The 22,476-nt window shown below is 70.5% G+C and carries 23 protein-coding genes; 16 read left to right on the top strand and 7 right to left on the bottom strand.

The window, feature by feature from the left end; translation table 11 throughout:
* The first annotated feature begins 4 nt into the window (after window positions 1-4).
* From V8688_RS13215 to V8688_RS13195, 5 genes are all read left to right on the top strand, one after another.
* Entirely contained in the window at window positions 5-1,336 is a 1,332-nt protein-coding gene (locus tag V8688_RS13215; protein WP_308248631.1) for a dihydrolipoamide acetyltransferase family protein, read from the top strand.
* A 76-nt stretch (window positions 1,337-1,412) separates the two neighbouring features.
* Window positions 1,413-2,786, top strand: a complete 1,374-nt coding sequence (locus V8688_RS13210; protein ID WP_218720963.1) for a nucleobase:cation symporter-2 family protein — start codon at window positions 1,413-1,415, stop codon at window positions 2,784-2,786.
* Window positions 2,787-2,870: 84 nt separating this feature from the next.
* On the top strand, window positions 2,871-3,437 hold the full coding sequence (locus V8688_RS13205; RefSeq protein ID WP_342800895.1) for an antibiotic biosynthesis monooxygenase: 567 nt from the start codon (window positions 2,871-2,873) through the stop codon (window positions 3,435-3,437).
* A 22-nt stretch (window positions 3,438-3,459) separates the two neighbouring features.
* Window positions 3,460-4,263 (top strand): SDR family oxidoreductase, encoded by an 804-nt coding sequence (locus V8688_RS13200; protein WP_218720961.1) that lies wholly within the window; start codon window positions 3,460-3,462, stop codon window positions 4,261-4,263.
* Window positions 4,264-4,387: 124 nt separating this feature from the next.
* The gene (locus tag V8688_RS13195; RefSeq protein WP_218720960.1) at window positions 4,388-4,606 is read left to right on the top strand and encodes a hypothetical protein; all 219 of its coding nucleotides are present in this window, start codon (window positions 4,388-4,390) and stop codon (window positions 4,604-4,606) included.
* Between the two features lie 6 nt (window positions 4,607-4,612).
* Here V8688_RS13195 and V8688_RS13190 read toward each other — a convergent pair whose 3' ends face one another.
* Window positions 4,613-5,005 carry a thioesterase family protein gene (locus V8688_RS13190; RefSeq protein ID WP_255588495.1) on the bottom strand — a complete coding sequence of 131 codons (393 nt, stop codon included), beginning with the start codon at window positions 5,003-5,005 and terminating at the stop codon, window positions 4,613-4,615.
* A 96-nt stretch (window positions 5,006-5,101) separates the two neighbouring features.
* The gene (locus tag V8688_RS13185; protein WP_316573673.1) at window positions 5,102-6,052 is read right to left on the bottom strand and encodes an AraC family transcriptional regulator; all 951 of its coding nucleotides are present in this window, start codon (window positions 6,050-6,052) and stop codon (window positions 5,102-5,104) included.
* 81 nt (window positions 6,053-6,133) lie between these two features.
* On the opposite strand from V8688_RS13185, the gene V8688_RS13180 reads away from it, so the two are divergent.
* Together V8688_RS13180 and V8688_RS13175 are read left to right on the top strand one after the other, a co-directional pair.
* Window positions 6,134-6,979, top strand: a complete 846-nt coding sequence (locus V8688_RS13180) for an NAD(P)H-binding protein (RefSeq protein WP_218720957.1) — start codon at window positions 6,134-6,136, stop codon at window positions 6,977-6,979.
* Window positions 6,921-8,417, top strand: coding sequence for an MFS transporter (locus V8688_RS13175; protein ID WP_342800897.1), 1,497 nt, complete (start codon window positions 6,921-6,923; stop codon window positions 8,415-8,417). Before V8688_RS13180 ends, V8688_RS13175 begins: the two co-directional genes overlap by 59 nt.
* On the opposite strand, the gene V8688_RS13170 is transcribed toward V8688_RS13175, so the two are convergent.
* The gene (locus tag V8688_RS13170; RefSeq protein WP_342800894.1) at window positions 8,407-10,107 is read right to left on the bottom strand and encodes a nitroreductase family deazaflavin-dependent oxidoreductase; all 1,701 of its coding nucleotides are present in this window, start codon (window positions 10,105-10,107) and stop codon (window positions 8,407-8,409) included. The genes V8688_RS13175 and V8688_RS13170 overlap by 11 nt on opposite strands.
* A gap of 103 nt (window positions 10,108-10,210) precedes the next feature.
* On the opposite strand from V8688_RS13170, the gene V8688_RS13165 reads away from it, so the two are divergent.
* Window positions 10,211-10,774 carry a TetR family transcriptional regulator gene (locus V8688_RS13165; protein WP_218720954.1) on the top strand — a complete coding sequence of 188 codons (564 nt, stop codon included), beginning with the start codon at window positions 10,211-10,213 and terminating at the stop codon, window positions 10,772-10,774.
* A 3-nt stretch (window positions 10,775-10,777) separates the two neighbouring features.
* On the opposite strand, the gene V8688_RS13160 is transcribed toward V8688_RS13165, so the two are convergent.
* A complete protein-coding gene (locus V8688_RS13160) occupies window positions 10,778-11,932 on the bottom strand; it encodes a DUF5925 domain-containing protein (protein WP_342800893.1) in 1,155 nt (384 codons plus the stop codon).
* A 108-nt stretch (window positions 11,933-12,040) separates the two neighbouring features.
* Here V8688_RS13160 and V8688_RS13155 point away from each other — a divergent pair, with 108 nt between their 5' ends.
* Entirely contained in the window at window positions 12,041-13,618 is a 1,578-nt protein-coding gene (locus tag V8688_RS13155) for an MFS transporter (protein ID WP_342800892.1), read from the top strand.
* Here V8688_RS13155 and V8688_RS13150 read toward each other — a convergent pair.
* From V8688_RS13150 to V8688_RS13140, 3 genes are all read right to left on the bottom strand, one after another.
* Window positions 13,615-14,337, bottom strand: coding sequence for a serine/threonine protein phosphatase (locus V8688_RS13150; RefSeq protein WP_342800891.1), 723 nt, complete (start codon window positions 14,335-14,337; stop codon window positions 13,615-13,617). The two genes, V8688_RS13155 and V8688_RS13150, sit on opposite strands and share 4 nt — an antisense overlap.
* A gap of 233 nt (window positions 14,338-14,570) precedes the next feature.
* Window positions 14,571-15,086 (bottom strand): hypothetical protein, encoded by a 516-nt coding sequence (locus V8688_RS13145; RefSeq protein ID WP_218720951.1) that lies wholly within the window; start codon window positions 15,084-15,086, stop codon window positions 14,571-14,573.
* Between the two features lie 152 nt (window positions 15,087-15,238).
* Window positions 15,239-16,036, bottom strand: coding sequence for a hypothetical protein (locus V8688_RS13140; RefSeq protein WP_342800890.1), 798 nt, complete (start codon window positions 16,034-16,036; stop codon window positions 15,239-15,241).
* Between the two features lie 157 nt (window positions 16,037-16,193).
* On the opposite strand from V8688_RS13140, the gene V8688_RS13135 reads away from it, so the two are divergent.
* The 7 genes from V8688_RS13135 to V8688_RS13105 are packed head-to-tail and all read left to right on the top strand — an operon-like array spanning window position 16,194 to window position 22,435.
* The gene (locus tag V8688_RS13135; RefSeq protein ID WP_342800889.1) at window positions 16,194-17,192 is read left to right on the top strand and encodes an iron chelate uptake ABC transporter family permease subunit; all 999 of its coding nucleotides are present in this window, start codon (window positions 16,194-16,196) and stop codon (window positions 17,190-17,192) included.
* Entirely contained in the window at window positions 17,189-18,244 is a 1,056-nt protein-coding gene (locus tag V8688_RS13130) for an iron chelate uptake ABC transporter family permease subunit (protein WP_342800888.1), read from the top strand. Before V8688_RS13135 ends, V8688_RS13130 begins: the two co-directional genes overlap by 4 nt.
* Before the next feature lie 10 nt (window positions 18,245-18,254).
* Complete coding sequence (locus V8688_RS13125; RefSeq protein WP_218720947.1) at window positions 18,255-19,067, top strand: ABC transporter ATP-binding protein; 813 nt, start codon at window positions 18,255-18,257, stop codon at window positions 19,065-19,067.
* Between the two features lie 56 nt (window positions 19,068-19,123).
* Window positions 19,124-20,119 carry an ABC transporter substrate-binding protein gene (locus V8688_RS13120; protein ID WP_218720946.1) on the top strand — a complete coding sequence of 332 codons (996 nt, stop codon included), beginning with the start codon at window positions 19,124-19,126 and terminating at the stop codon, window positions 20,117-20,119.
* Between the two features lie 34 nt (window positions 20,120-20,153).
* Window positions 20,154-21,380, top strand: a complete 1,227-nt coding sequence (entS, locus tag V8688_RS13115; protein WP_218720945.1) for an enterobactin transporter EntS — start codon at window positions 20,154-20,156, stop codon at window positions 21,378-21,380.
* Window positions 21,377-22,216 carry a siderophore-interacting protein gene (locus V8688_RS13110; protein ID WP_218720944.1) on the top strand — a complete coding sequence of 280 codons (840 nt, stop codon included), beginning with the start codon at window positions 21,377-21,379 and terminating at the stop codon, window positions 22,214-22,216. Before entS ends, V8688_RS13110 begins: the two co-directional genes overlap by 4 nt.
* A 3-nt stretch (window positions 22,217-22,219) precedes the next feature.
* Entirely contained in the window at window positions 22,220-22,435 is a 216-nt protein-coding gene (locus V8688_RS13105; protein WP_218720943.1) for a phosphopantetheine-binding protein, read from the top strand.
* The last annotated feature ends 41 nt before the right edge of the window (window positions 22,436-22,476 follow it).

The raw sequence follows: 22,476 nt of genomic DNA, 5'->3' as shown, positions 1-22,476 counted from the left end.
CGCAGTGCCGGAACAAGCCGCCGACGACGGTCATGTTCTCGAATTCCGCCTACCCGATCTGGGCGAGGGCCTCGCCGACGGTGACCTGGTGTCCTGGGCTGTCGCGGTCGGCGACACGGTGGAACTGAACCAGACCATCGCGGAGGTCGAGACCGCCAAGGCCGTCGTCGCGCTGCCGTCGCCGTTCTCCGGGGTGGTCGTGGAGCTGCTGGCCCAGCCGGGCGACACCGTTCCGGTCGGTGCGCCGCTGATCCGGGTGCGCAACGATCTCGAGGTCACCGCGCCGCCGACCGCCGACCACGTCACCCGCAACGACGTGCTGGTCGGCTACGGCCCGGAGGCCGAATCCACCTCGCGCAGGCGCAGATCCACCCCGGCGGCCGCGATGGCGTCGAGCACGCCGAGCACTCATCGCGCGGCGGCCACGCCCGCGGCGCGCAAGCTGGCCAAGGAACTCGGCATCGATCTGTGGTTCGTCGCAGGCTCGGGGCCGGAGGGCGCGGTCACCGTGGAGGACGTGCGCTCGGCCGTCCCGGTGACGGCACCGAGGACACCGGCGCGCGCGGGTGAGACCGCGCCCGCGCCGGTCGACGGGCACTCCGGCGACGCCGACGGCGGGCTGATCGAGCCGACCGCCCGCGAGCACCGCACCCCCGTCACCGGCATCCGCAAGCGCACCGCCGCGGCGATGCAGGCCAGCTCCCGCACGATCCCGCAGGCCAGCACCTTCGTCACCGTCGACTGCACCGCCACGATGGAACTGCTCGATCACCTGCGCACGACGACATCGTTCGAGGGACTCACCCTCACTCCGCTGGCCCTGGTGGCCAAGGCCGCACTGGCGGCGATCGCGGAGTATCCGGGAATCAATGCCGCCTGGGACGAGCAGAACCAGGAGATCGTCACCAAGCACTACGTGAACCTGGGGATCGCGGTGGCCGCCGAGCGCGGGCTGCTGGTGCCGAATCTCAAGGAGGCGCAGTCGCTGAGCCTGCGTGAACTGTGCCGGGAGATCAGCTGGTCGGCCGAGACGGCCCGATCGGGCAACGCCACGCCCGCCGATCTGCGCGGCGGCACCTTCACCATCACCAATGTCGGGGTGTTCGGCGTGGACACCGGGGTGCCGCTGGTGAATCCGGGCGAGGCCGCGATCCTGTGCCTCGGATCGATCCGCAAGCGGCCGTGGGTGTTCCGCGACGAACTGGCCGTGCGCTGGGTGACCACGCTGGGTCTGAGCTTCGATCACCGGATGGTCGACGGCGAGCTCGGCGCCCGCTTCCTCGCGACCACCGCGGGCTTCCTCGAGGACCCGTTGACGCTGCTCAGCCGCGTCTGAGCGATATACCCGACCCGTCACACCGCCGAAACACGACGCGCATCGGCGGTAAAAATGGCGGGCTACAAACAGGTGCATGAATGAGTTACATCCCGTCGACACCCGGCTGCCGTTCGCGCGGCAGCTGGTGTTCGGCATCCAGCACGTCTTGATCATGTACACCGGATGTATCACCGTGCCGCTGGTGTTCGGCGCGGCCGCTGGGCTCGACCGGTCGACCATCGGACTGCTGATCAGCGCCGATCTGCTGGTCGCCGGGATCATCACGCTGGTGCAGAGCCTCGGCGTTGGCAAGCTGGCGGGCGCGCGCCTGCCGATCGTGTGTGGCGCGACCTTCGTCGGCTTGAATCCGATGATCCTGATCGCCAAGGAGTACGGCCTGGACGCCGTCTACGGGTCGATGCTGATCGGCGGTGTCGTCGGCATCGCGCTGGCCTGGCCGTTCGCCCGGGTCGTGCGCTTGTTCCCACCGCTGGTCACCGGAACCGTGCTGACGGTGGTCGGGGTGTCGCTGATCGGGGTCGCCGGGGGCCTGATCATCGGCACCGACCCGAAGTCGCCGAGCTTCGCCGCGCCGTCGAACATCGGGCTGGCCGCGGTCGTGGTGCTGATCGCGGTCGGGTTCGTCTGCCTCGGCCGCGGGGTGTGGTCGCAACTGGGCGTGCTCATCGCGCTGGTCGCCGGGATCGCGATCGCGCTGCCGATGGGCCTGGTGAGCACCGCGGGCATCGGCACCGCCGACTGGGTCGGGATCCCGCAGCCCTTCCACTTCGGCGCACCGCAGTTCCCGGTGACCGCGGTGGTGGCGATGAGCATCGTGATGGCCGTGGTGTTCGCCGAGTCGACCGCGAGCATGCTCGCGATCAGCGAGATCACCGGCAAGCCCGTCGGCAAGGGCGATCTGGCCCGCGGCCTGGTCGGTGACGGCCTCTCGGGCGTGCTGGGCGGGGTCTTCACCGCGTTCGTCGACACGATCTTCAACCAGAACGTCGGCGCGGTCGCGGCGACGCGGATCTACAGCCGGTACGTGACCGCGGTGAGCGGCGCAATCCTGGTGGTCCTGGGGCTGGTGCCACGGATCGGCGAGGTCGTCGCGGCGATCCCGAAGCCGGTGGTCGGCGGGGTCGGGCTGGTGCTGTTCGCGACGGTCGCGGTGGTCGGCGTCAACACGCTGCGCCAGGCCGACCTGCTCGACCGGGTCAACGCCACCATCGCCGCGACCGCGATCGGCATCGGCCTGCTGCCCGAGCTGACCAGCGGCATGTTCACCAAGTTCCCGACCTCGGCGCAGATCCTGCTCGACAGCGGCGTCACGCTGGGCGCCGGCGCCGCGTTCCTGCTGAACCTGGTCTTCAACCACACCCGCCTCGGCACCATGGCCCGCGCCGCGATCGCCCCGGCCGAACCGGTGGCGCAGGCACCGCAGCCCGCGGCGGCGGTCACCACCTGACGGCGGGCACGACGCGGCGACTCGGCCTATCCTCGACGCAGCGGCACCGCGTCGGGAACGGGCCGAATTCCTCAGGTGGGCACCATGATCGAGATCAGCATCGTCGAGACCTCGGCCGCGCGAGTCGACGCCCTGCGGCCCGCGTGGCGGCCCGATCTCGTGCCGGGCGTGGCTACCGCCGTCCTGCTCCGGGCGATCGAGCGCGGCACCGCGCATCAGCTGGTCTCGGTCGGTGTCGTCGACGTCGACAGCACCACGCCCCTGTTCACGGCGCCGGTCGAGGCGGCGACCGGCAGCTACGGCGTGGCCGCCCAGTACACCGCCGAGGCGCCGGCGACCGGTGCGGGCATCGTCTTCGTCAACGCCTTCGATCTGCCCGTGGCGCGGATCGACGAGTTCATCGGGCACTGGCACACCCGCGCCGGCCTGATGTCGCGCGCGCCCGGTCTCCGGGACAACCGCCTGCACCGAGCCATCGACCCCGGCGTCCGCTTCCCACTGGTCGATATCGCGCACTGGGACGGCGAGCAGGCCTGGCGCGCCGCGGGCGCGAGCCCCGAATTCCAGCGGCGGCTCTCAGCCGCGCCGAGTTATGCCACCGCGCACCCCGCGCTGTACACCGTGGTGGCGGAATTCCCCGCCGGGCGGTGACGGCCGCCGTTAGGGTGCGGTCATGGAGATTGCAGGCAAGGTCGGCATCGTCACGGGCGCGGGCGGCGGCATCGGCGCCGCGCTCGCGCATCGGCTCGTCGCGGGCGGCGCGCGGGTCGTCGTCGCCGACATCGACGCGGACACCGCGGCGAAAGTAGCAAATGAGCTGGGCGAGAACGCCGTCGCGGTCGGCGGTGACGTGGCCGACGAGCAGGTGATCGCCGAGCTCATCGCGGCGGCGGAAGGCTCGTTCGGTCCGGTCGATCTGTTCTTCGCGAACGCGGGCATCGGCGGCGGACCCGGTCTGGAGAGCACCGAGGACCAGTGGTCGGCGGCACTCGAGGTGAACGTGATGGCGCATGTGCGCGCCGCGCGGCTGCTCGTGCCCGGCTGGGTCGAGCGCGGCGGCGGGTACTTCGTCTCGACCGCGTCGGCGGCCGGGCTGCTCACCCAGATCGGCTCGGCGCCCTATTCGGTGACCAAGCACGCGGCAGTCGGCTTCGCCGAATGGCTCTCGGTCACCTACGGCGACCAGGGCGTCCGGGTGAGCTGCCTGTGCCCGATGGGCGTCGATACCCGGCTGCTCAGCGGCGACCTGATCCCCGACGCACCGGAGGCGGCCGCGCTGGCGATCAAGGCCGTGACGACGGCGGGCGCGGTGCTCTCGACCGAGGAGGTCGCCGAGACGGTGATCGAGGCGATGGCCGCCGAGCACTTCCTGATCCTGCCGCACCAGGAGGTCCTGCAGATGTACCGCAACAAGGGCTCCGACTACGACCGGTGGATTTCCGGCATGCGCCGATTCCAGACGATGCTGCGCGGGTGAGCGCGCAACTCGCCCGGAACAATTCGCCCGAGGTAGCCGCGCGATCGCTCGATCCCTGCCACGATGGTCGGTAGCCGCCGGTCACGATCCGCTGACCGGCGCAGGTCTACGCGGAGATCCGGCGATGGCAACACTGGTGTATTTCAAGAAGGTTCGCGACGAAACCACCGAGGTCGAATACCATTTCGGCCCCAGCCGTGACCAGCTCGATTCCGCGCTGGTGATCGATAAGACCACCTTCTCGGCGCTACCCGGCCCGCCCGGCTACAGCCCGGCGGGCCAGATCATCCTGCGCGCCCGCCGTGCGAGCGAATGGCCGGAGGTCGGCGTCATCGCCTCCTGAGTTCGGCTACTCGGTGACGAGTTCGGCCGCGGCGGTCCGGACGACCTCCGGGATCGCCACCGGTTTGCGGGTGTCGGCGTCGACATAGACGTGCACGAAATCGCCCGTCGCGGCCAGTTCGAGTCCCGCCTCGGTCTCCTTGAAGATCGCCAGGTCGTAGGTGATGCTCGAGGTGCCGAGGCGGGCGATGCGCAGGCCGACCTGCAACTGGTCGGGGAAGCTCACCGAACCGTGGAACCGGCACGAGGTCTGGGCGACGACGCCGAGCGCGGGCAGCGCGGTGATATCCGTGCCGGTGGCGCGCATCAGCCAGGCGTTCACCGCGGTGTCGAAGTAGGAGTAGTAGGTCACGTTGTTCACGTGGCCGTACTGGTCGTTGTCGGCCCAGCGAGTCGGCATCGGCCACAGGACGGGATAGCTCACGCTGTCATCATGCAGCATGGGCCCGCGGCCCGGCGTGGCCACGTTCCGCGATCGCCGCCGGGAACCGATCGCTCATGCGGACGACGACAGCGCGGCCGTGTTTCCCTGCCGGTGGTCGCGCGGACTCACCCCGAAGTGCCGCTTGAACGCGGTGCTGAGCGCGAAGGCGCTGCCGTAGCCGACCTGGTGGGCGATGGCTTCCACCGTCGCGTCGGACTCGGCCAGCAGATCGGCGGCCAGTGACAGCCGCCATTCGGTCAGGAACGTCATCGGTGGCTCGCCGACCAACTCGGTGAACCGCCGGGCCAGCGCAGCCCGCGACATCCCCACCGCCTCGGCCAGCGCGACCACCGTCCACGGGTGGGCCGGGTTGTGCTGGAGCAGGCGCAGGGCCTTGCCGACCAGCGGATCGCTGTAGGCGTGATACCAGGCGGGGGCGTCGTCGCGGGCGAACCACGCTCGCAGGGCGGCGATGAGCAGCAGGTCGAGCAGGCGGTCCAGCACGGCGGTCTGGGCAGGCAGGTCCTTGGTGGCCTCGTCGACGAGCAGATCGAGCAGCCGGGTGTCGAGATCACCACGCGGCAGCACCGCGACCTGCGGCAGCGCCCGCAGCAACCGCCTGCTCACCGCACCCGCCGATTCGTAGGTGCCGGTCACCATCAGCGTCTCGCCGTCGGCGTCGGTGCCCCATTGCCGCACCCCGAGACTCAGTGTCTCGCACAGGATCTCACCATCGGCTGTGGTGGTGACCTGACCCGGCTGGATGATGATCTGCGGTTCGGTCGCCGGATCGTCGGCCACCGTATACGGGTGCGGCCCACGGAAGATCGCGACATCACCGGCGCGGAGCTGCCGCGGCGGCTGGGAATCGGTACCGACCCAGGCGTTTCCCCGGATCATCGCGAGCACCGTCAACGGCGCGCCGTCCTGGATCCGCAGTGACCACGGCGGGTTCAGCAGCGAGCACATCAGGAACGCACCGCGAGCACGCGGCCCTTCGAGCAGTCCGGCCAACGCATCCACGTCGTCCACAGTAGACGACCGCGCATGTTCGCGAGCGGTACGACGATGTTGCCCGCGGCCCAGGACCGATGTACTTATCTCATGACAAACACCGCTTCTCACCAGCAGCTTTTCCTCGTCACCGGCGGCACCGGCAAGACCGGCAGCCGTGTCGCGGCGCGCCTGGCGGCCGCGGGCCACCCGGTCCGGCTCGGCTCGCGTACCGCCCCGATCCCGTTCGACTGGACCGACCGGGCCACCTGGGGCCCGGCCCTGGCCGGGGTCGACTCGGTCTACCTGTCCTACCAGCCCGATCTCGCCGTCCCCGGCGCACCGGATGTCATCCACGCGTTCACCGCCGCCGCGAAGGCGGCCGGGGTGACCTCGGTGGTCCTGTTGTCCGGTCGCGGCGAGCCCGAAGCGCGCGAATGCGAAGTGATCGTGGAGAATTCGGGCCTGGCCTGGACCGTGGTCCGCTCCGCCTTCTTCGCGGAGAACTTCAGCGAGGGCGCCTTCCTGCCCGACGTGCTCGCCGGCGCGGTCGCCCTGCCCAACGGCGATGTGCCCGAACCGTTCGCGCACGCCGACGACATCGCCGAGGTCGCCGTGGCCGCGCTCACCGATGCCCGGCACGCGGGCGAGATCTACGAGATCACCGGGGCGCGGGCCCTGACCTTCGCCGAGGCCGTGGGCGAGATCGCCGCGGCCAGCGGCCGCGAGATCGCGTTCATCCCGGCCTCGCGCCCGGAATTCGTTGCGACACTGGCCGAATACCAGGTCCCCGACGATGTGATCAGCCTGCTCGACTACCTGTTCGGCACCATCCTCGACGGCCGCAACTCCGCCACCGCCGACGGCGTCGAGCGCGCGCTCGGCCGCGCGCCGCGGGATTTCAGCGAATACGCCAAGGAGACCGCGGCCACCGGAATCTGGACGCCCCAGGAGTGAGCCGGCTGCCCACGCGCTGCGCGCCCCGGACCGGCAGCGCGTGGTGGGCTCGGTCTGCCCGCGTCCGGCAGCGGGCGCGGGTACCGTCGAATCGGTGACTCCAGCGACGATCGACCGCGAGCTCCGGTTCGCCAGGGCCGCCGTGTTCTCCGTGTTCACACTGAACGGGTTCCTGCTGGCCATGTGGGTGGTGCACATTCCGGCGATCACCGATCGGACCGGGGTGTCGGCCTCGTTGCTCGGGATGTTCGTCCTGCTGCTGGCCGGGGCCGCGATCGTGGGGATGCGGCTCGCGGGCCCGGCCGCCGACCGATTCGGCAGCCGCACACTCGTCGCGGTGGCCGCGACCACCGTCTCGGTGACGGTGCTCGGTCCCGCGCTGGCCACGGGCCCGGTGACGCTGGCGATCGCGCTGGCCTGTTTCGGACTCGGCAACGGCGCGCTCGACGTCTCGATGAACACCCAGGCGGTGCACGTCGAGCGGGCCTATCACCGGCCGATCATGTCGGCGTTCCACGCCATGTTCTCCGGCGGCGGGTTCGCGGGCGCGCTGGTCGGCGCCGCCACCCAGCGCCTCGGCTGGTCACCGCAGTTGACGCTGACCCTCGCGGGGATCGCTGGACTGGCTGTCACCGCCATGCTCGTGCCACACCTGATTCCGCACCACCGGTCCGACGCCGATTCACGACCGGAGCACTACGACGACCCCGACCGGACGCCCGAGGCGGACGCGGGTGAGCCCGACCGCGCGTACCCGGCCGAGGCGATGACCCGCGACGGGCGCCCGGAACTCGCCCCGCCGGTGGGCGCCGAACCGGGCGCCACCGATGCCACCCGATCGACGATCGCGGCGTCGGACCCGTCCACCGGGCCGACGACAGAACAGCGCGCCCGAGTGCGCACCCGAAAAGTGCTCTCCCTCGGTGTCATCGCCTTCGTCCTGCTGCTCGCCGAAGGCGTCGCGGGCGATTGGAGCGCGCTCCAGGCGCGCGAACACCTGGGCGTCTCCGAATCCGATGCCGCCCTGGCGTTCGGCGCCTTCTCCGCGACCATGACGCTGGGCCGGTTCCTGGCCGACCGGGTCAGCGGCGCGATCGGTCCGGTCGCCATCGTGCGCTACGGCAGCCTGCTGGCCGCGGCCGGTTTCGCGGTGGTCATCGCGTCGCCGTGGTTGCCGCTGACCTTGGCGGGCTGGGCGATGTGCGGCCTGGGGCTGGCCGGTGGAGTGCCCCAGATCTTCACCGCGGCGGGCAATCTGGGTGGCACGACCGCCGCGACCGACATGTCCCGGGTGTTCACCATCGGCTATCTCGGGCTGCTGGCCGGGCCGGCCATGATCGGCTGGCTGACCGCCCTCGTCCCGCTCACCGCGGCGCTGGCCGTGCCGCTCGTGCTCACCCTGGCCTGTGCCGCGCGGGCCGAGGTCGTCAGTCGGTGAAGGTGATCCGGACCGAGATCGGCGTGCTCTGCAACGCGCGGAAGGTCGCCGCCGTCAGCCCGGCGAAGACCTGGTTGGGCGCGAAGCTGCGCGCCCGCGCGACGACGTCGTCGGCCGGACGCAATTCCGCGACCCCGGTCCGCCACCGATCACCCTGGCGGACACGAACTTTCGGCTCGGCCCCGATATTGGCCGCCCAGCCCGACCTGGTCCCGTGCTGGCTGATCACCCAGGCGCCGGTGTCGTCGAACGACACCGACACCGGGACCACCCTGGCCTGCCCGGACTTGCGGCCGGTCGTCTCCAGTTCGGTCGCGAACGAAGTGCGGATGCCGATGCGGCTCAGAGCGCGGACGGTCGGGTTGGCGAGATAGCGCCCCACCGCGCGTTCGAACTCGAACTTGCGCAGAGCCGGGTCCTTCGCCGGCCGGGTCACGGTAGAACTCCTTCTGCTCCGGAACGCGTCGACACCATGGTGTTTGAGCATGGCCGCCGCCGTGAGCCACGGCGCGCGGTCGGGATCAGGGTCGGCGCCCGCGCCGAGACGATGCAGCTGGTCGGTGTGCCACTGCAGGTCGAGGGCGCCTTCGAGACTCTTGACATTGGGCAGCGTCGCCACCCGCGCGGGCAGGCCGAGCGTGATGCTGGGCGAATGCAGGCGCTCGGTGCGCTGATGCAGGATCTGCGCGGCCGCGCCGGGATCGACGGCGGTGGGACGACCGAGGCCGACCACATCGCACTCCCCCGACTCGACCGCGTCGAGCATGGCCGGACGGGACCGGAAGCCGCCGGTGACGGCCAGCGGCACCGAGCCCGCGACCGCCCGTACCGACCGCGCGTACTCGAGGAAGTACGCCTCGCGCGCCGCCGTGCTCGCCGACCGGGCCACCGGCCTGCCCATCATGGCCGGCGATTCGTAACTGCCGCCGCTGATCTCGATCAGGTCGAGACGCTCGTCGGCCAGGCGCCGCACCACCGCGCGCGACTCGTCCTCGGTGAAACCACCGCGCTGGAAGTCGGCGGAGTTGAGCTTGATCGCGACCGCGAACGTCGAGGACACCTCGGCCCTGATCGCGCGGACCACCTCGAGCACGAACCGCGCCCGCCGCTCGGGGTCGCCGCCCCAGCGGTCCTCGCGCTGATTGGCCAGCGGCGAGAGGAACTGGGAGACGAGGTATCCGTGCGCGCCGTGGATCTGCACGCCGTCGAAACCCGCCCGCTCGGCGATCCGCGCGGTGGTGGCGAAGCGGTGCACGATCTCGACGATCTCGGGGTCGGTGAGCGCGCGCGGCGCGGGGATGCCGGGCAGACCCAGGCCGATCGCCGACGGCGCCACCGGCTGGACTTTGGTCATCAGCGGATTCGCTTGGCGCCCGGGATGATTGATCTGCATCCAGATCCGGGCGCCCGCCCCGGTCGCGTGGGCCGACCAGCGGCGCAGGTCGTCGAGATGGCGCTCGTCCTCGACGACGACATTGCCCGGTTCGCCGAGATGGTCGCGATCGACCATGACATTGCCGGTCACCACCAGGCCGAAGCCGCCGGTTCCCCAGCGGCGATAGAGCCGGTCGAGGCGTTCGTCCGGTCCCGCCGCCGGGGTGCCGAGACCCTCGCTCAGGGCGGCCTTCATCAGCCGGTTACCGAGCACCTGGCCGCACGGCAGGGCGAGCGGGTCACTCAGGGCTGTCATCGTCGACTCCTCCACGGATCGCGCGCTACACCGATCGGTGTACTTGCCCGAACGGTAGTACACCGATCGGTATACTTCAATCGAACCGACCGAAAGGACGCCGATGGCAGCGCGCGACGGACTCGTGCAGAGCGCGATCGACCTGGTCCGCCGCAACGGCGTGACCGGGACCGGAGTCGCGCAACTGCTCGACCACAGCGGGCTCTCCCGCCGGACGATCTACCTGAACTTCCCCGGCGGCAAATCCGAGCTGATCACCGAGGCCACCCGGGTCGCCGGGCGGGCGATGACGACGCTCATCGAGACGTTCGGCGCCGACGCGAAGCCGGAGACGACCATCGCCTCCTTCGCCGACGCGTGGAAGCACGTCGTCGAGTCCAGCGATTTCCTGGCGGGCTGCCCGATCGTCGCGGCCGCCCTCGGCCGCTCGGAATCCGCGTCGGCGGCCGACGCCGCGGGCGAGGCCTTCGGGAACTGGGAACATGCCCTGGAGACGCGGCTGCGCGCGGAGAACATCGCCCCCGACACCGCCCGATCCCTGGCGACCACGGTCATCGCCTCGATCGAGGGCGCGGTGGTGATGTCGCTGGCCAAGCACAGCACCGAGCCGCTGGATCGCGTCGGCCGCCACCTCACCGAACTGATCAGGGCCCACACGCCCGCGTGAGCGTCACAGGTACATGCCGACCTCGGTCGCGTCCGGGGTGACGGACTGGATCTGGATCTCGCCGTCGCGGCGGGCGACCAGCTCCGCGAGGGTCGCGCCCTCGCGACCGATCGGCTCGCCCGGCGGACAGTCCTGTGCGGTGAGCCAGTCGCGGGCCTCGGTGGGCGACAGGCGACCGACCTCGATCTGGGCCAGGCAGCGGCCGGGGCGCACCACCGCGGGATGCAGGCGGGACAGGTCCTCGTTGGTGGTGACCGCGATCAGCACGTTGCGGCCCTGCCCGAGCATGCCGTCGGTGAGGTTGAGCAGGCGCGACAGTTTCTGTCCCGCGGCCTCTTTCGCTTCGCCGCGGATGAGTTCGTCGCAGTCCTCGAGCACCAGCAGGCGCCAGCGGCTGCCGTCGTCGCCGTCGGCGCCCGCCGCCACTTCCATGAGATAGCCGGGATTGCTGAACAGTTCCTCGGGGTCGACGACACAGTCGACCTGACACCACGACGACCACGCCCGCGCGAGCGCGCGCAACGCGGTGGTCTTGCCGGTGCCCGGTTCGCCGTGCAGCAGCACCAGCCTGCCTCTGATCTCGGCGACCTCGAGCGCCATCAACCGATCCATGCTCGCCGAGACCGGCGCGGCGTAGTTGCCGCGGATCTCCGCCCAGGCGGGCGCGCTGATCTGGCGGCGCCTGCGCAGCGGCCGCCGGACATCCATGTGCCAGAAGCCCATTTCCACGGTGGCGCCGGCACCCGGCGGCTGCACGGCGTCGGCCGTGGCCCCGGCCAGCACGGCGACGGCGAGTTCGTCGCTGACCGCGGTCACCTCGACCGTGGCCGACCCGCCCGCCCAGCGCACCGCCCGCAGCGACCAGCCGTCGCCTTCGACCAGCAACGCGCTGCTGTCGTCGTCGGCCACCGAGCGCACGATCCGGGAGTCGGCCGGGCGCAGGGGCGCGTCGGGGCGCACCCGATCCAGGTGCGCCTGCCGGGCGAAGGACTGGTCACCGCGCAGGAACGGCGCGAGCGCCAGCGCGTCGATGGCGTCGCGGGTCGAGTAGGTGGAGTCGATGGCCGCCGACCACGGAAACCGCTCGCCCGGATCCTCCGGCTGACGCGGCGGATCGACGAGCCTGAGCTGTTCATTACGTGTGGACACCGCGCCCATCCTCGCGGCACCGGCCCGGCAATGTCCAATGACTTCTCGGCGGGCGGACTGGCCGCGGCGCCGAAAACGCCTGGCACATGCGGTCGATTCGTCGGTAACGTCGGTGCCGTGACGTCCACGCAGAGCGAGCAGGCCGCAGGCGAACCCACCACGACGGCCGGGCTCAGGGAGTGGATCGGACTGGCGGTACTCGCCCTGCCGACGCTGTTGATCTCGATGGATCTGAGCGTCCTCTACCTCGCCATCCCGCAGATCAGCGAGGCGCTGCAACCGAGCAGCTCCCAGCTGCTGTGGATCCTCGACATCTACGGCTTCCTGGTCGCCGGATTCCTCATCACCATGGGCACCGTCGGTGACCGGATCGGCAGGCGCCGGCTGCTGATGATCGGCGCGCTCGCGTTCGGCGTCGCCTCGATCGTCGCCGCGTACTCCACCAGCGCGAACATGCTGATCGGCACGCGGGCGCTGCTCGGCATCGCGGGCGCGACCCTGATGCCGTCGACGCTGGCGCTGATCCGCAACATGTTCCACGACGACCGCCAGCGCACCACCGCGATCAGCGTGTGGATGACCAGCTTCATGATCGGCATGGTGATCGGCCCGCTGGTCGGCGGGGCGATGCTGGAGAACTTCTGGTGGGGCTCGGTGTTCCTGGTCGCGGTGCCCGCGATGGTGCTGCTGCTGGTGGCCGGGCCGATCCTGTTGCCCGAGTACAAGGACCCGAATCCGGGCAGGCTCGATGTGCTGAGCGCGGTGTTGTCGCTGCTGTCGGTGATGGCCGTCATCTACGGCATCAAGGAACTGGCCAAGGACGGCTGGGCGGTCGACGCGATCGCGGTGCTGGGGACCGGACTGGTGCTGGGCACGGTGTTCGTCCTGCGGCAGCGGCGGCTCACCGATCCGCTCATCGACCTGCGGCTGTTCGGCAATGTGCGATTCAGCGGTTCGCTCGTCGCGCTGATGGTCGCCATGCTCGCCATGGGCGGACTGTTCCTGCTGCTGTCGCAGTACCTGCAACTGGTACTCGGGCTGTCGGCCTTCGAAGCCGGGCTGTGGACGGTGCCGCAGGCCGCGGCGATGGTCGTGGCGGCCGGAGTGGTGAGCGCCCTCGCACCACGGGTGCGGCCGGCCTATCTGATGGCGGGCGGGCTGGTGATCGCCATGGCCGGGTACGCGATCTTCACCCAGCTCTCCGGCGCCGACGACCTCGCGCTGATCGTCACCGGCATGGTCGTGTTCTCCCTCGGCCTGAGTCCGATGTTCGTGCTCGGCCTGGACCTGATCGTCGGCGCCGTCGACCCGGCCCGCGCCGGCGCCGCGTCCGCGATCTCCGAGACCGGCCAGGAACTGTCCGCCGCGCTCGGTGTCGCCGTGATCGGCAGCATCGGAACCGCGGTCTACCGCGGCCGGATGACCGAGAGCCTGCCCGCCGGGCTGCCCACCGAGGTCACCCACGCCGCCGAGGACACCCTGGCCGGAGCTCTCCACGTCGCCGCCATGCTCCCGGAAACCCTCGGCGCCGAACTCGCCACTCTCGCCCGCCAGGCCTACACCCATGCCCTCCAGGTGAATTCACTGGTCGCCATCGGCCTCACCGCGGTCGCCACGGTCCTGGTGCTGGTTCTGCTCCGTCACCTCCCGGCCCCGAACGACGCAACGCCCACCCCGGACGCCGACCCGAGCTAGTCCCCTGGCGGCCCGTGCCGACGACCGACCTGGGAATCGGCCGCTCTCGCTGTGCCGGGGTATTCCGCGTGGACCTCGCCTGCGAACAGTTTCCTGTAGAAGGCGTTCAGCGTCGCCGCGGCGGGTGCGTGGCGAGCCAGGATCGCGGCTACGACCGGTGCCACGTCGTCGGGGATATGCCCCGCCGCGCATCGGAGTACGTACTCGTTGCGGGCGAAGGGGGCACTCCCGGCCGGCGTCGGTATTCCGCAGATATCGGTCACCACCCAGTTGACCAGTCGCATGGCGAGATAGTCGGCGTCATGCGTCACGTGACGTGCGACGAATTCGCGCTCGGCGTCCGACAAGTCGAAACGCGGCGAGGTGACCAGCCCGAAGTCGGTGAGATAGATCCGCTCCCCGTCGCTGCGCAGATTGCCGAAATGCCCGTCCATATGCAGTAATTCCCGATCGCCGAGGAACCCCACGATCTCCGACATCTGCCGCTCGACGACCACGGCCCTGCCCACCGGGTCCTCCCGCAGCCAGTCCGCTATCCCGTACGGAAGGTATTCGCAGAACAGCACGAGGCTCGCCGTCGCGGCAGCCAGCGCCTCGAGACGGACCCGCACCGCGGGCGAATCACCCTGCGCGGCGACGACCGTGTCGATATCGGTGTGTTCGGCCGCGATCGGCGCCCGGCCGGGCAGCACCCGCCAGTGATAGAGCAGCGGGAACAATCGAGCATCCCCAGCTAGAACCGCCTCGGTGACAAGGACATTCGCGGCGAGTTCCCGCCATGCGTTGAAGCTCGGGCCACAGCGCGCCCCTCGTCCACGAGCGCGGCCAGCTCGATGTCGTTGCGGGAAGCCAGAAAGGCCGAGAGTTCGCGGTGCAGGTCGGCCCGGTCGGCTGTCATCGCACGATTCTGCCACCGGCCGCGATGCGCGAGCCGCTCGTCGGGGAAGCTGGATCAGCGACCGGTCGCGGCGCGGCTCATGGTGAGTTGATCTCGGCACGCGTCCCGGATCTTCTGTGTGAGTTCGGCACGCGTTCGACCCCAGCCCGCCGCCCACTCGTCGTCGAGATCGTAGATCCGGCCGAGCGGGAGTTCGGTGACACCGGCGTCGTAGTCGGACCGGACGACGATCTCGCACACCTTGTTCAGTACCCAGGATTCGGTGGCGCGGTGGACGGCGCACATCCGCGCGAGATCGGTGAACGCCACCTGGGCTGCGGCCACCGCCGATTCGGGGACGACTGTGGCGCAGTCGGCCAGCGCCGCGGGCAGCACGTCGTGGATCTCGTGGAACTCCGTGTCGCCCAGCCCGGCCAGGTCCCGCAGCGCCGCGCCGTCATGACCGTCCACCAGCCAGTACGCCGCCCAGAGCGGGACCCGTTCGGCCGGCACCGTGCCCAGCGCCACCCACGCGGCAACCAGTCCCGGCGACGGGATCTCGCCGGGATCGGGGGCAGGCCGGTCGCGCATACCAGCATGATGCCCGACCAGAACCAACGACGACGAGCGGTTTTCGGGGCCCGGCACGACAGCTCGGGAGACGACGAGATCCCGCACGATCGCAGTCGGGCGGGATTCGTCAGCTCGTCGAGTTGTCCCCTCCACGAGTGTTCTGGGGCGACCTACTTGGCGGGCGCGGGGTTGTTCGGCATCGGGGAGTTGATGGTGGTGAAGTACTGGACCGCGGCCATGATCGCGACGGGGGCGGTGATGAAGATCTGGCCGGCGAGGGTGCCCAGGGCGCCGATGGCCATGATGCCCGCGACGCAGCCGACGGCCGCGGCGGGGATGAACGGGCCGAACATGCCGACGATGGTGGCCGAGGCGATGGTGGCGCCCGCGATGCCGCCGAGCACGCAGCCGACCGCGCCGCCGCCGAGGCCGCCGACCAGGGTCGCGATGCTGGCGCCCAGGGAGATGGTGCTGCCCAGANCGCAGCCGACCGCGCCGCCGCCGAGGCCGCCGACCAGGGTCGCGATGCTGGCGCCCAGGGAGATGGTGCTGCCCAGACGGCTCCAGGCGGCCTGCTCACGGTCGTACTCGTTCTTCCACGGCGCCTTGTCCTCGTACGGCAGCGCGACCGGCTTGTAGGTGGCGTGCGCGAGGTCGAACTGCGGGGTCAGGGTCGCGGTGCGGCCGGAGATGTCGGCGGCGATCGGGAACACGAATTCGTCGACACGGAAGGACAGTTCGTTGCCGGCGACGGTGGTGCCGTCGGCCGCCTTGATCTTGAACACGCCGTCCTCGACCACCAGCGAGCCCGAGTCGGTCCCGATGACCGTGCTGGTCTCGGTGGTGGTGGCGGTGTAGTTGATCGGCGCGCTCGGGTCCGCGGCGGGGGCTGCGTGGCTGGTGCCTGCCGCGATGCCGAGGGCAACGCTGACAGTGGAGGCCAGCAGGGCGAACTTGGTGATTTTCACGGGGGTGAACCTTTCGTGTTCCTCGTGGTGAACTGCGCGGCGCACAAACTGCGGACCGAACGAACCGAGACCATAGCTAGGTAAGCCTCACCTATCAAGACCTTGCTTAGGCTAACCTCCCTTCGAGACAGTGTTCGCAGCGAGAGAGAAACCCCTGATGAAGAGTCCGCGGTGGTGCGGGTGGTTGCTGGCGGTAACCGTGCTGGTCGCGGCCTGTGCGCTCAGCCTGCTCGTCGGCACGAAAACGATTCCGGTGGGCGAGGTCTGGCTGGCGCTGACGGGGACGAGCACCACACCCGACCACGTGACCGTCATGGAGTATCGGCTCCCCCGCACGCTGCTCGGCCTGCTGGCCGGGCCCGCGCTGGGCGTCGCGGGCTGCTTGATGCAGGGCCTGACCCGCAATCCATTGGCCGATCCGGGCCTGCTCGGCGTCAACGCGGGCGCGGCGTTCGCGATCACCATCGCGGTCGGAATCCTGGGAGTGAGCGACATCACTTCCTACGTCTGGTTCGGATTCGCGGGCGCCGCACTGGTTTCCGTCGTCGTGTACCGGCTCGGCACCGCCGGGCGAACCGGGACCGATCCGGTGCGGCTGACCCTGGCGGGCGTGGCCGCGACCGCGGTGCTCAGCGGACTCACCCGCGGCCTGATGCTGCTCGACCCCAAGGCCTTCGACGAGATGCGTCGCTGGGACTCCGGCTCGCTGGCCGGACGCGGCTTCGAGATCGTCACGGGCGCAACCCCGTTCATCGTCGTCGGGCTGGTGCTCGCCGCGCTGTGCGCCCGCTCGCTCAACGCGGTGGCCCTCGGCGACGACCTGGCGCGATCGCTGGGTGTGCACGTCACCCGCACCCGGCTGTGCACCGCCCTGGCGCTGGTCCTGCTGTGTGGCACCGCGACCGCCGCGGTGGGCCCGGTCGCCTTCGTCGGCCTGGCGGTCCCGCATATCGCCCGGTGGCTGGTCGGCCCCGATCAGCGCTGGATCTTCGCCTACTCGCTGGTGCTGGCGCCGATCCTGGTGATCACCGCGGATGTGCTGGGCCGCGTCATCATCCGCCCCGACGAGGTCCCCGCCGGCCTGATCACCGCGTTCCTCGGCGCACCGGTGCTGATCTGGCTGGCCCGCCGCGCGAAGGTAGGTGCCGCCGTATGAGTTCGGGAATCGATTTCGGCCGGGCGATGCTGGTGATCCGGCCCCGCCGGCTGGGTTTCACCGCCAGGATCGGCGTGCGCACCGTGGTGGTGTGCGCGGTGCTGCTGGTGATCGCCCTCGCGACCGCCGTGCTCGCGCTGGGCAGCGGCGACTACCTGATCCCGCCGGCCCGGGTGCTGCGCGCGCTGTTCGTCGGCGACGAGCGGTTCGACCGGCTGGTGGTGTGGGACTGGCGGTTGCCGCGCATCCTGCTGGCCCTGGCGCTGGGCGCCGCGCTCGGCGTGAGCGGGGCGATCCTGCAGTCGGTGACCAGGAATCCGCTGGGCAGCCCCGACATCATCGGGTTCAACACCGGCGCCTACACCGGCGCGCTGATCGCCATCCTGACCCTGGGCGGCGGGCACTTCCAGACCGCGGCGGGCGCGATCATCGGCGGCCTCGGCGCCGCGCTGGTGATCCACCTGCTCGCCTTCCGGCACAACGTGACCGGCTTCCGGATGATCATCGTCGGCATCGGTGTCAGTGCCATGCTGGCCTCGATCAACACCTGGCTGATCCTGCGCGCCGACCTGGACGCGGCGATGTCGGCGGCGGCCTGGGGCGCCGGCTCGCTCAACGGCCTGTCCTGGCCGCAGGTCGCACCGACCCTGATCATCCTGGCGGTGCCGGCGCTGACACTGATCCCCGCGGCGCCGCGGCTGCGGATCCTCGAGCTCGGTGACGACACCGCGCGCGCGTTCGGCCTGAACGTCAGCAGGGCGACCGGCTGGCTGATCGCGCTCAGCGTCGCGTTCACCTCGGTGGCCACGGCGGTGGCAGGCCCGATCGCCTTCGTCGCGCTCGCCGCACCGCATCTGGCGCGCAGGCTCACCCGCACACCGTCGATCGCGCTGGTGCCCGCGGCGGTGATGGGCGCGACGCTGCTGGCCACCTGCGACTGGATCGCCCAGCACGCGTTCGCGCCGACCACCGTGCCGGTCGGCATCGTCACCGCCTCGATCGGCGGCCTCTACCTGGCGTATCTGCTCGTCGCCGAAGCGCGACGGAACTAGGGAAAGCGACATGACCGACTCTCACGCCTCACGGCTGCGCGCCGACCGGGTCCGCCTCGGCTACCAGGGCACCACGATCAGCGACCAGCTCTCCGTGGACATCCCCGACGGCGAGTTCACCGTGATCATCGGCCCCAACGCCTGCGGCAAATCGACACTGCTGCGGGCCCTGGCCCGCCTGCTCACCCCCGAGACCGGCACCGTGTTGCTCGATGGCAAGCCGATCACCGCGCCGCCCGCGAAGGAGGTGGCCAGGCAGATCGGCCTGCTGCCGCAGACCTCCACCGCGCCGGACGGCATCCGGGTCGCCGATCTCGTCGCGCGCGGCCGCTATCCCCACCAGACCCTGCTGCGGCAGTGGTCCACGGCCGACGAGCAGGCCGTGGCGGCCGCGATGGCGGCCACCGGCGTCACCGAGCTGTCGGCGCGGCCGGTCGAAGAGCTGTCGGGCGGTCAGCGCCAACGCGTCTGGATCGCCATGGTGCTCGCCCAGGACACCCCGATCATCCTGCTCGACGAGCCGACGACCTATCTCGACATCGCCTACCAGATCCAGCTGCTCGACCTGTGCCGAACGCTGAACCGCGAGTCGGGCCGCACGGTCGTCGCCGTCCTGCACGACCTGAACCACGCCTTCCGCTACGCCGATCACCTGATCGCCATGCGGGACGGGCGGATCGTCGCCACCGGCGCGCCTGCCCAGATCGTCACCGCCGACCTCGTCCACGAGGTCTTCTCGCTGCGCTGCCGGATCGTCGACGACCCGGAAACCGGGACGCCACTGGTGATTCCGCTGGCGACGAACGCGGCCCAGGTCCAGTGACGCACGGGCCGACCCGCAGTAGCAGCCGTTCGACAGAAATGAGGAAATCCCCGTCCATGTTCAGCAACCGATCATCGGGCCGCCTCCGCGCCGCCCTCGCCCTGCTCGTTCTCGCCCTGGTCGCGGCGCTCACCGCGTGCGGCACCTCGACCTCGGAGTCCACCGACTCGGGCCCGCGCGAAGTGCCGTCCGCGAAGGGGCCCATCAAGGTTCCCGCCGATCCGCAGCGCATCGTGGTGCTCAACGGCAACCTGGCCGGCTACCTCTACGATCTCGAGGCCACGGTCGTCGCGGCGGACCCGCGCCTGCTCGGCGTGCCCAACAAGCCGGGCGAGTTCCCGACCGGCTGGGCCGAGGACGCGAAGAAGCAAGGCACCCAGCCGGTTCCGTCCGGTGAGAACATCAACCTGGAGTTCATCGCCGCGCAGCGTCCCGATCTGATCATCGGCGGCGGCCAGGGCTTCCCGGGCCAGCAGTCGGTGAACGCCTACGACCAGCTCAGCGCCATCGCGCCGACCGTGCTGATGCCGACCGAGACCACCTACTGGCAGGACCAGCTGCGGTTCATCGCGGCGACGGTGAACAAGCCGGGCAAGGTCGACACCCTGATCGCGAACTACCAGGCCAAGCTGGCCGAGGCCAAGAGCAAGATCAAGGCGCCGGCCGGCGCGACCGTGGTCATGCAGTCGATCAAGAGCCAGAAGCCGACCCTGTTCGTGCCGACCGCCGCGCTGCCGACCCTGCTCTCGGAGGTCGGGTTCACGCTGGACACGCGGCTCGAGGACAAGGCGGGCAATCCGGCCAAGGAGCAGAGCGCCGATTTCATCAGCTTCAGCCCCGAACTGCTCAACACCGTGATCGATGCGCCGGTGCTGTTCACCATCCCGCTCGCCGGTGGCCGTTCGCTCGAGGAACTGCGCGCCGATCCGATGTACGCGACACTGCCCGCGTTCAAGGCGGGCACCGTGTTCGAGCTCCCCGCGACCAGCTCGCGGCCGGACTACCGCACGGTCATGACCACCCTCGATCTGCTCGTGGAGCGCTTCAAGTGAGCCCGGTCGAATCGCCCCGGACGGATCGCCGCCCATGAGCGCCGCCGGCGGCCTGCTCATCGACCTCAGCCCGCTGCGGGCCTCGCGCCCGTTCCGGTGCGCGTTCGCGGCGCGGCTGGTGTCGGTGCTGGGCATCGGGCTGCTGATGGTGGCCCTGCCGTTGCAGGTCTATCAGCTGACCGGCTCGAGCGTGCAGGTCGCCGGGGTCGCCACCACGACCGCGGCGGCCCTGTTCCTCGGCAGTCTCGCCGGCGGCGTGGTCGCCGACCGTTACGACCGCCGCACGGTGATCCAATGGTCGCGCAGCGCCGCGGGGATCGGCTTCCTGCTGCTCGGGGTGAACGCCGTGCTGCCGGATCCGATGCTGCCCGCGATCTATCTCGCCGCCGTCGTCGACGGCCTCGCCGGCGGGGTGAGCGGTTCGGCGCTGATGGCCATGGTTCCGGTGCTGGTGGGCCGGGAGAAGGTGGCGGCCGCGGGCGCGCTGGTCTCGCTGACCACCGACCTCGGCACGATGCTCACCCCGGCGGTCGCCGGACTGCTCGTCGCGAAAGCCGGTGTGGCCACGGCCTATTTCCTCTGCGCCCTGGCGACCACCGCGACCGTCGGGCTGATCACCGCGATCGGACCCTCCCCGCCACCGCAACGCGACCTGCAGAACCCGGTGCGCGAGCTCGCGGCGGGCATCGCCTTCGCCGCGCGCCACGAATCCATCCGGCTCATCCTGCTGACCGGGCTGATCGGGATGCTCGTCAGCGGACCGCTGGTGCTGCTGCCCGCCTTCGCCGATGTCGAACTCGACGCGGGCGCCGGCACTCTCGGCCTGCTCTACGCGGCGCCGGGAGCCGGTGCGGTGCTCGGCACGCTCAGCAGCGGCTGGATGAGCCGCGTCCATACCGGCCGGGCCCTGCTGATCTCGCTGGCGCTGATGCCGGTCGGCGTCATCGCGGCCGGGCTGTGGTCGCACGCGGCGCTGGTGTTCCTCGGTCTCGCCGGGTTCGGCCTGGCCAGAGCCGTGAACATGGTGCTGCGCTACGCCATGCTGCAGCAGGCCACGCCCGATCACCTGCGGGGGCGGATGTCGGGCCTGCTGATGGTCCAGTCGGTCGCCGGTACCGCGGTCGGCTCGATGGTGGCCGGTGTCGCGGGCCAGATGTTCGCTCCCGGACGGGCGCTCGTGCTCTACGGCGTCGTCGTCCTGATACTCACCGGCCTGATGGCGCTCGGCGCCGGGCCGCTGTACAGAAAGGAACAAGGGTGAAGGATCGCAGTGCCTACGCCGACAACATCGCCGAGGTGCTCGCCGGTGAGCACTACGCCAAGGTGCCGTACCCGATCGGCCTGCAGGAAGTCGAGGTGGTGCGGGTCGTTCCCCTCGGCGCGGCACTGCGGCGGATCACCTTCGGCGGCCCGGACATCGCGACGTTCCACAGCTATGTCCCCGATGAGCATGTGCGGCTGATCTTCCCGGGCGCGGACGGCGTGCTCCGGCTGCCCAAGCTCGAGGGCACGATGCTCGAGTGGGGTAACCCGCGACCGGTCTCGCGGGAGTACACGGTGCGCCGCCACAGCGTCGAAGACAACGAACTCGACATCGATTTCGTCATCCATCCCGGTGGCCTCGCCTCCGACTGGGCGGGCTCGGTCACCCCGGGGACCAAGGTGTACATCGCGGGCCCGCCCGGTGGCGTCGTCATTCCGCAGACCTATGACGACTATCTGCTCGTCGGTGACATCACCGCGCTACCCGCCATCGCCCGCCTGCTCGAGCGCATGCCGCGCGAGACCACCGGCTGGGCGCTGATCGAGGTGGCCGGGCCCGAGGAACAGATCCCGCTCGACGGCCCCGACGGCGTCGCGGTGCGGTGGCTGCATCGAGGTGAGCGCGAGCCGGGCACCGGCGACCTGCTCGAGCAGGCCGTGCGCGGCGTGGAAGTCCCCGCCGGGCACCGCGTCTTCGCGTGGGTGGCCGGTGAGGCGGGCTGCCTGCGCGGAGTCCGCAAGATCGTCCGCGACGACCTGGGCATCGGCCCCAAGGACTCGCTCATCGCCGGGTACTGGAAGCGCGGCGTCGCTGACTTCGATCGAGAGGAATGAGACATGACCGACGAACAGGTGATCGGTGACGTGGCCACCGCGCTGGGTATCGAGCCCGCCGAGCTGACCACGGAGACCGATCTGCTCGATGCCGGGCTCGATTCGGTGCGCATCATGGCGCTGGTGGAGAAATGGCGGTCGGCTGGACATGCGGAGATCGACTTCCCCACGCTCGCGGGCGATCCCGTCCTCGGGTCCTGGATCGAACTGCTGGCCTGAGCCGAGGGGTGGCGTGTCGGGCACGCCACCCCGGGCCGGTT

This window comes from Nocardia sp. No.11, from assembly GCF_038752175.1.
Taxonomy (GTDB): Bacteria; Actinomycetota; Actinomycetes; order Mycobacteriales; family Mycobacteriaceae; genus Nocardia; species Nocardia canadensis.
Note: the sequence above shows the minus strand (reverse complement) of the source record. Positions and strands in the feature narration are given on the sequence as shown.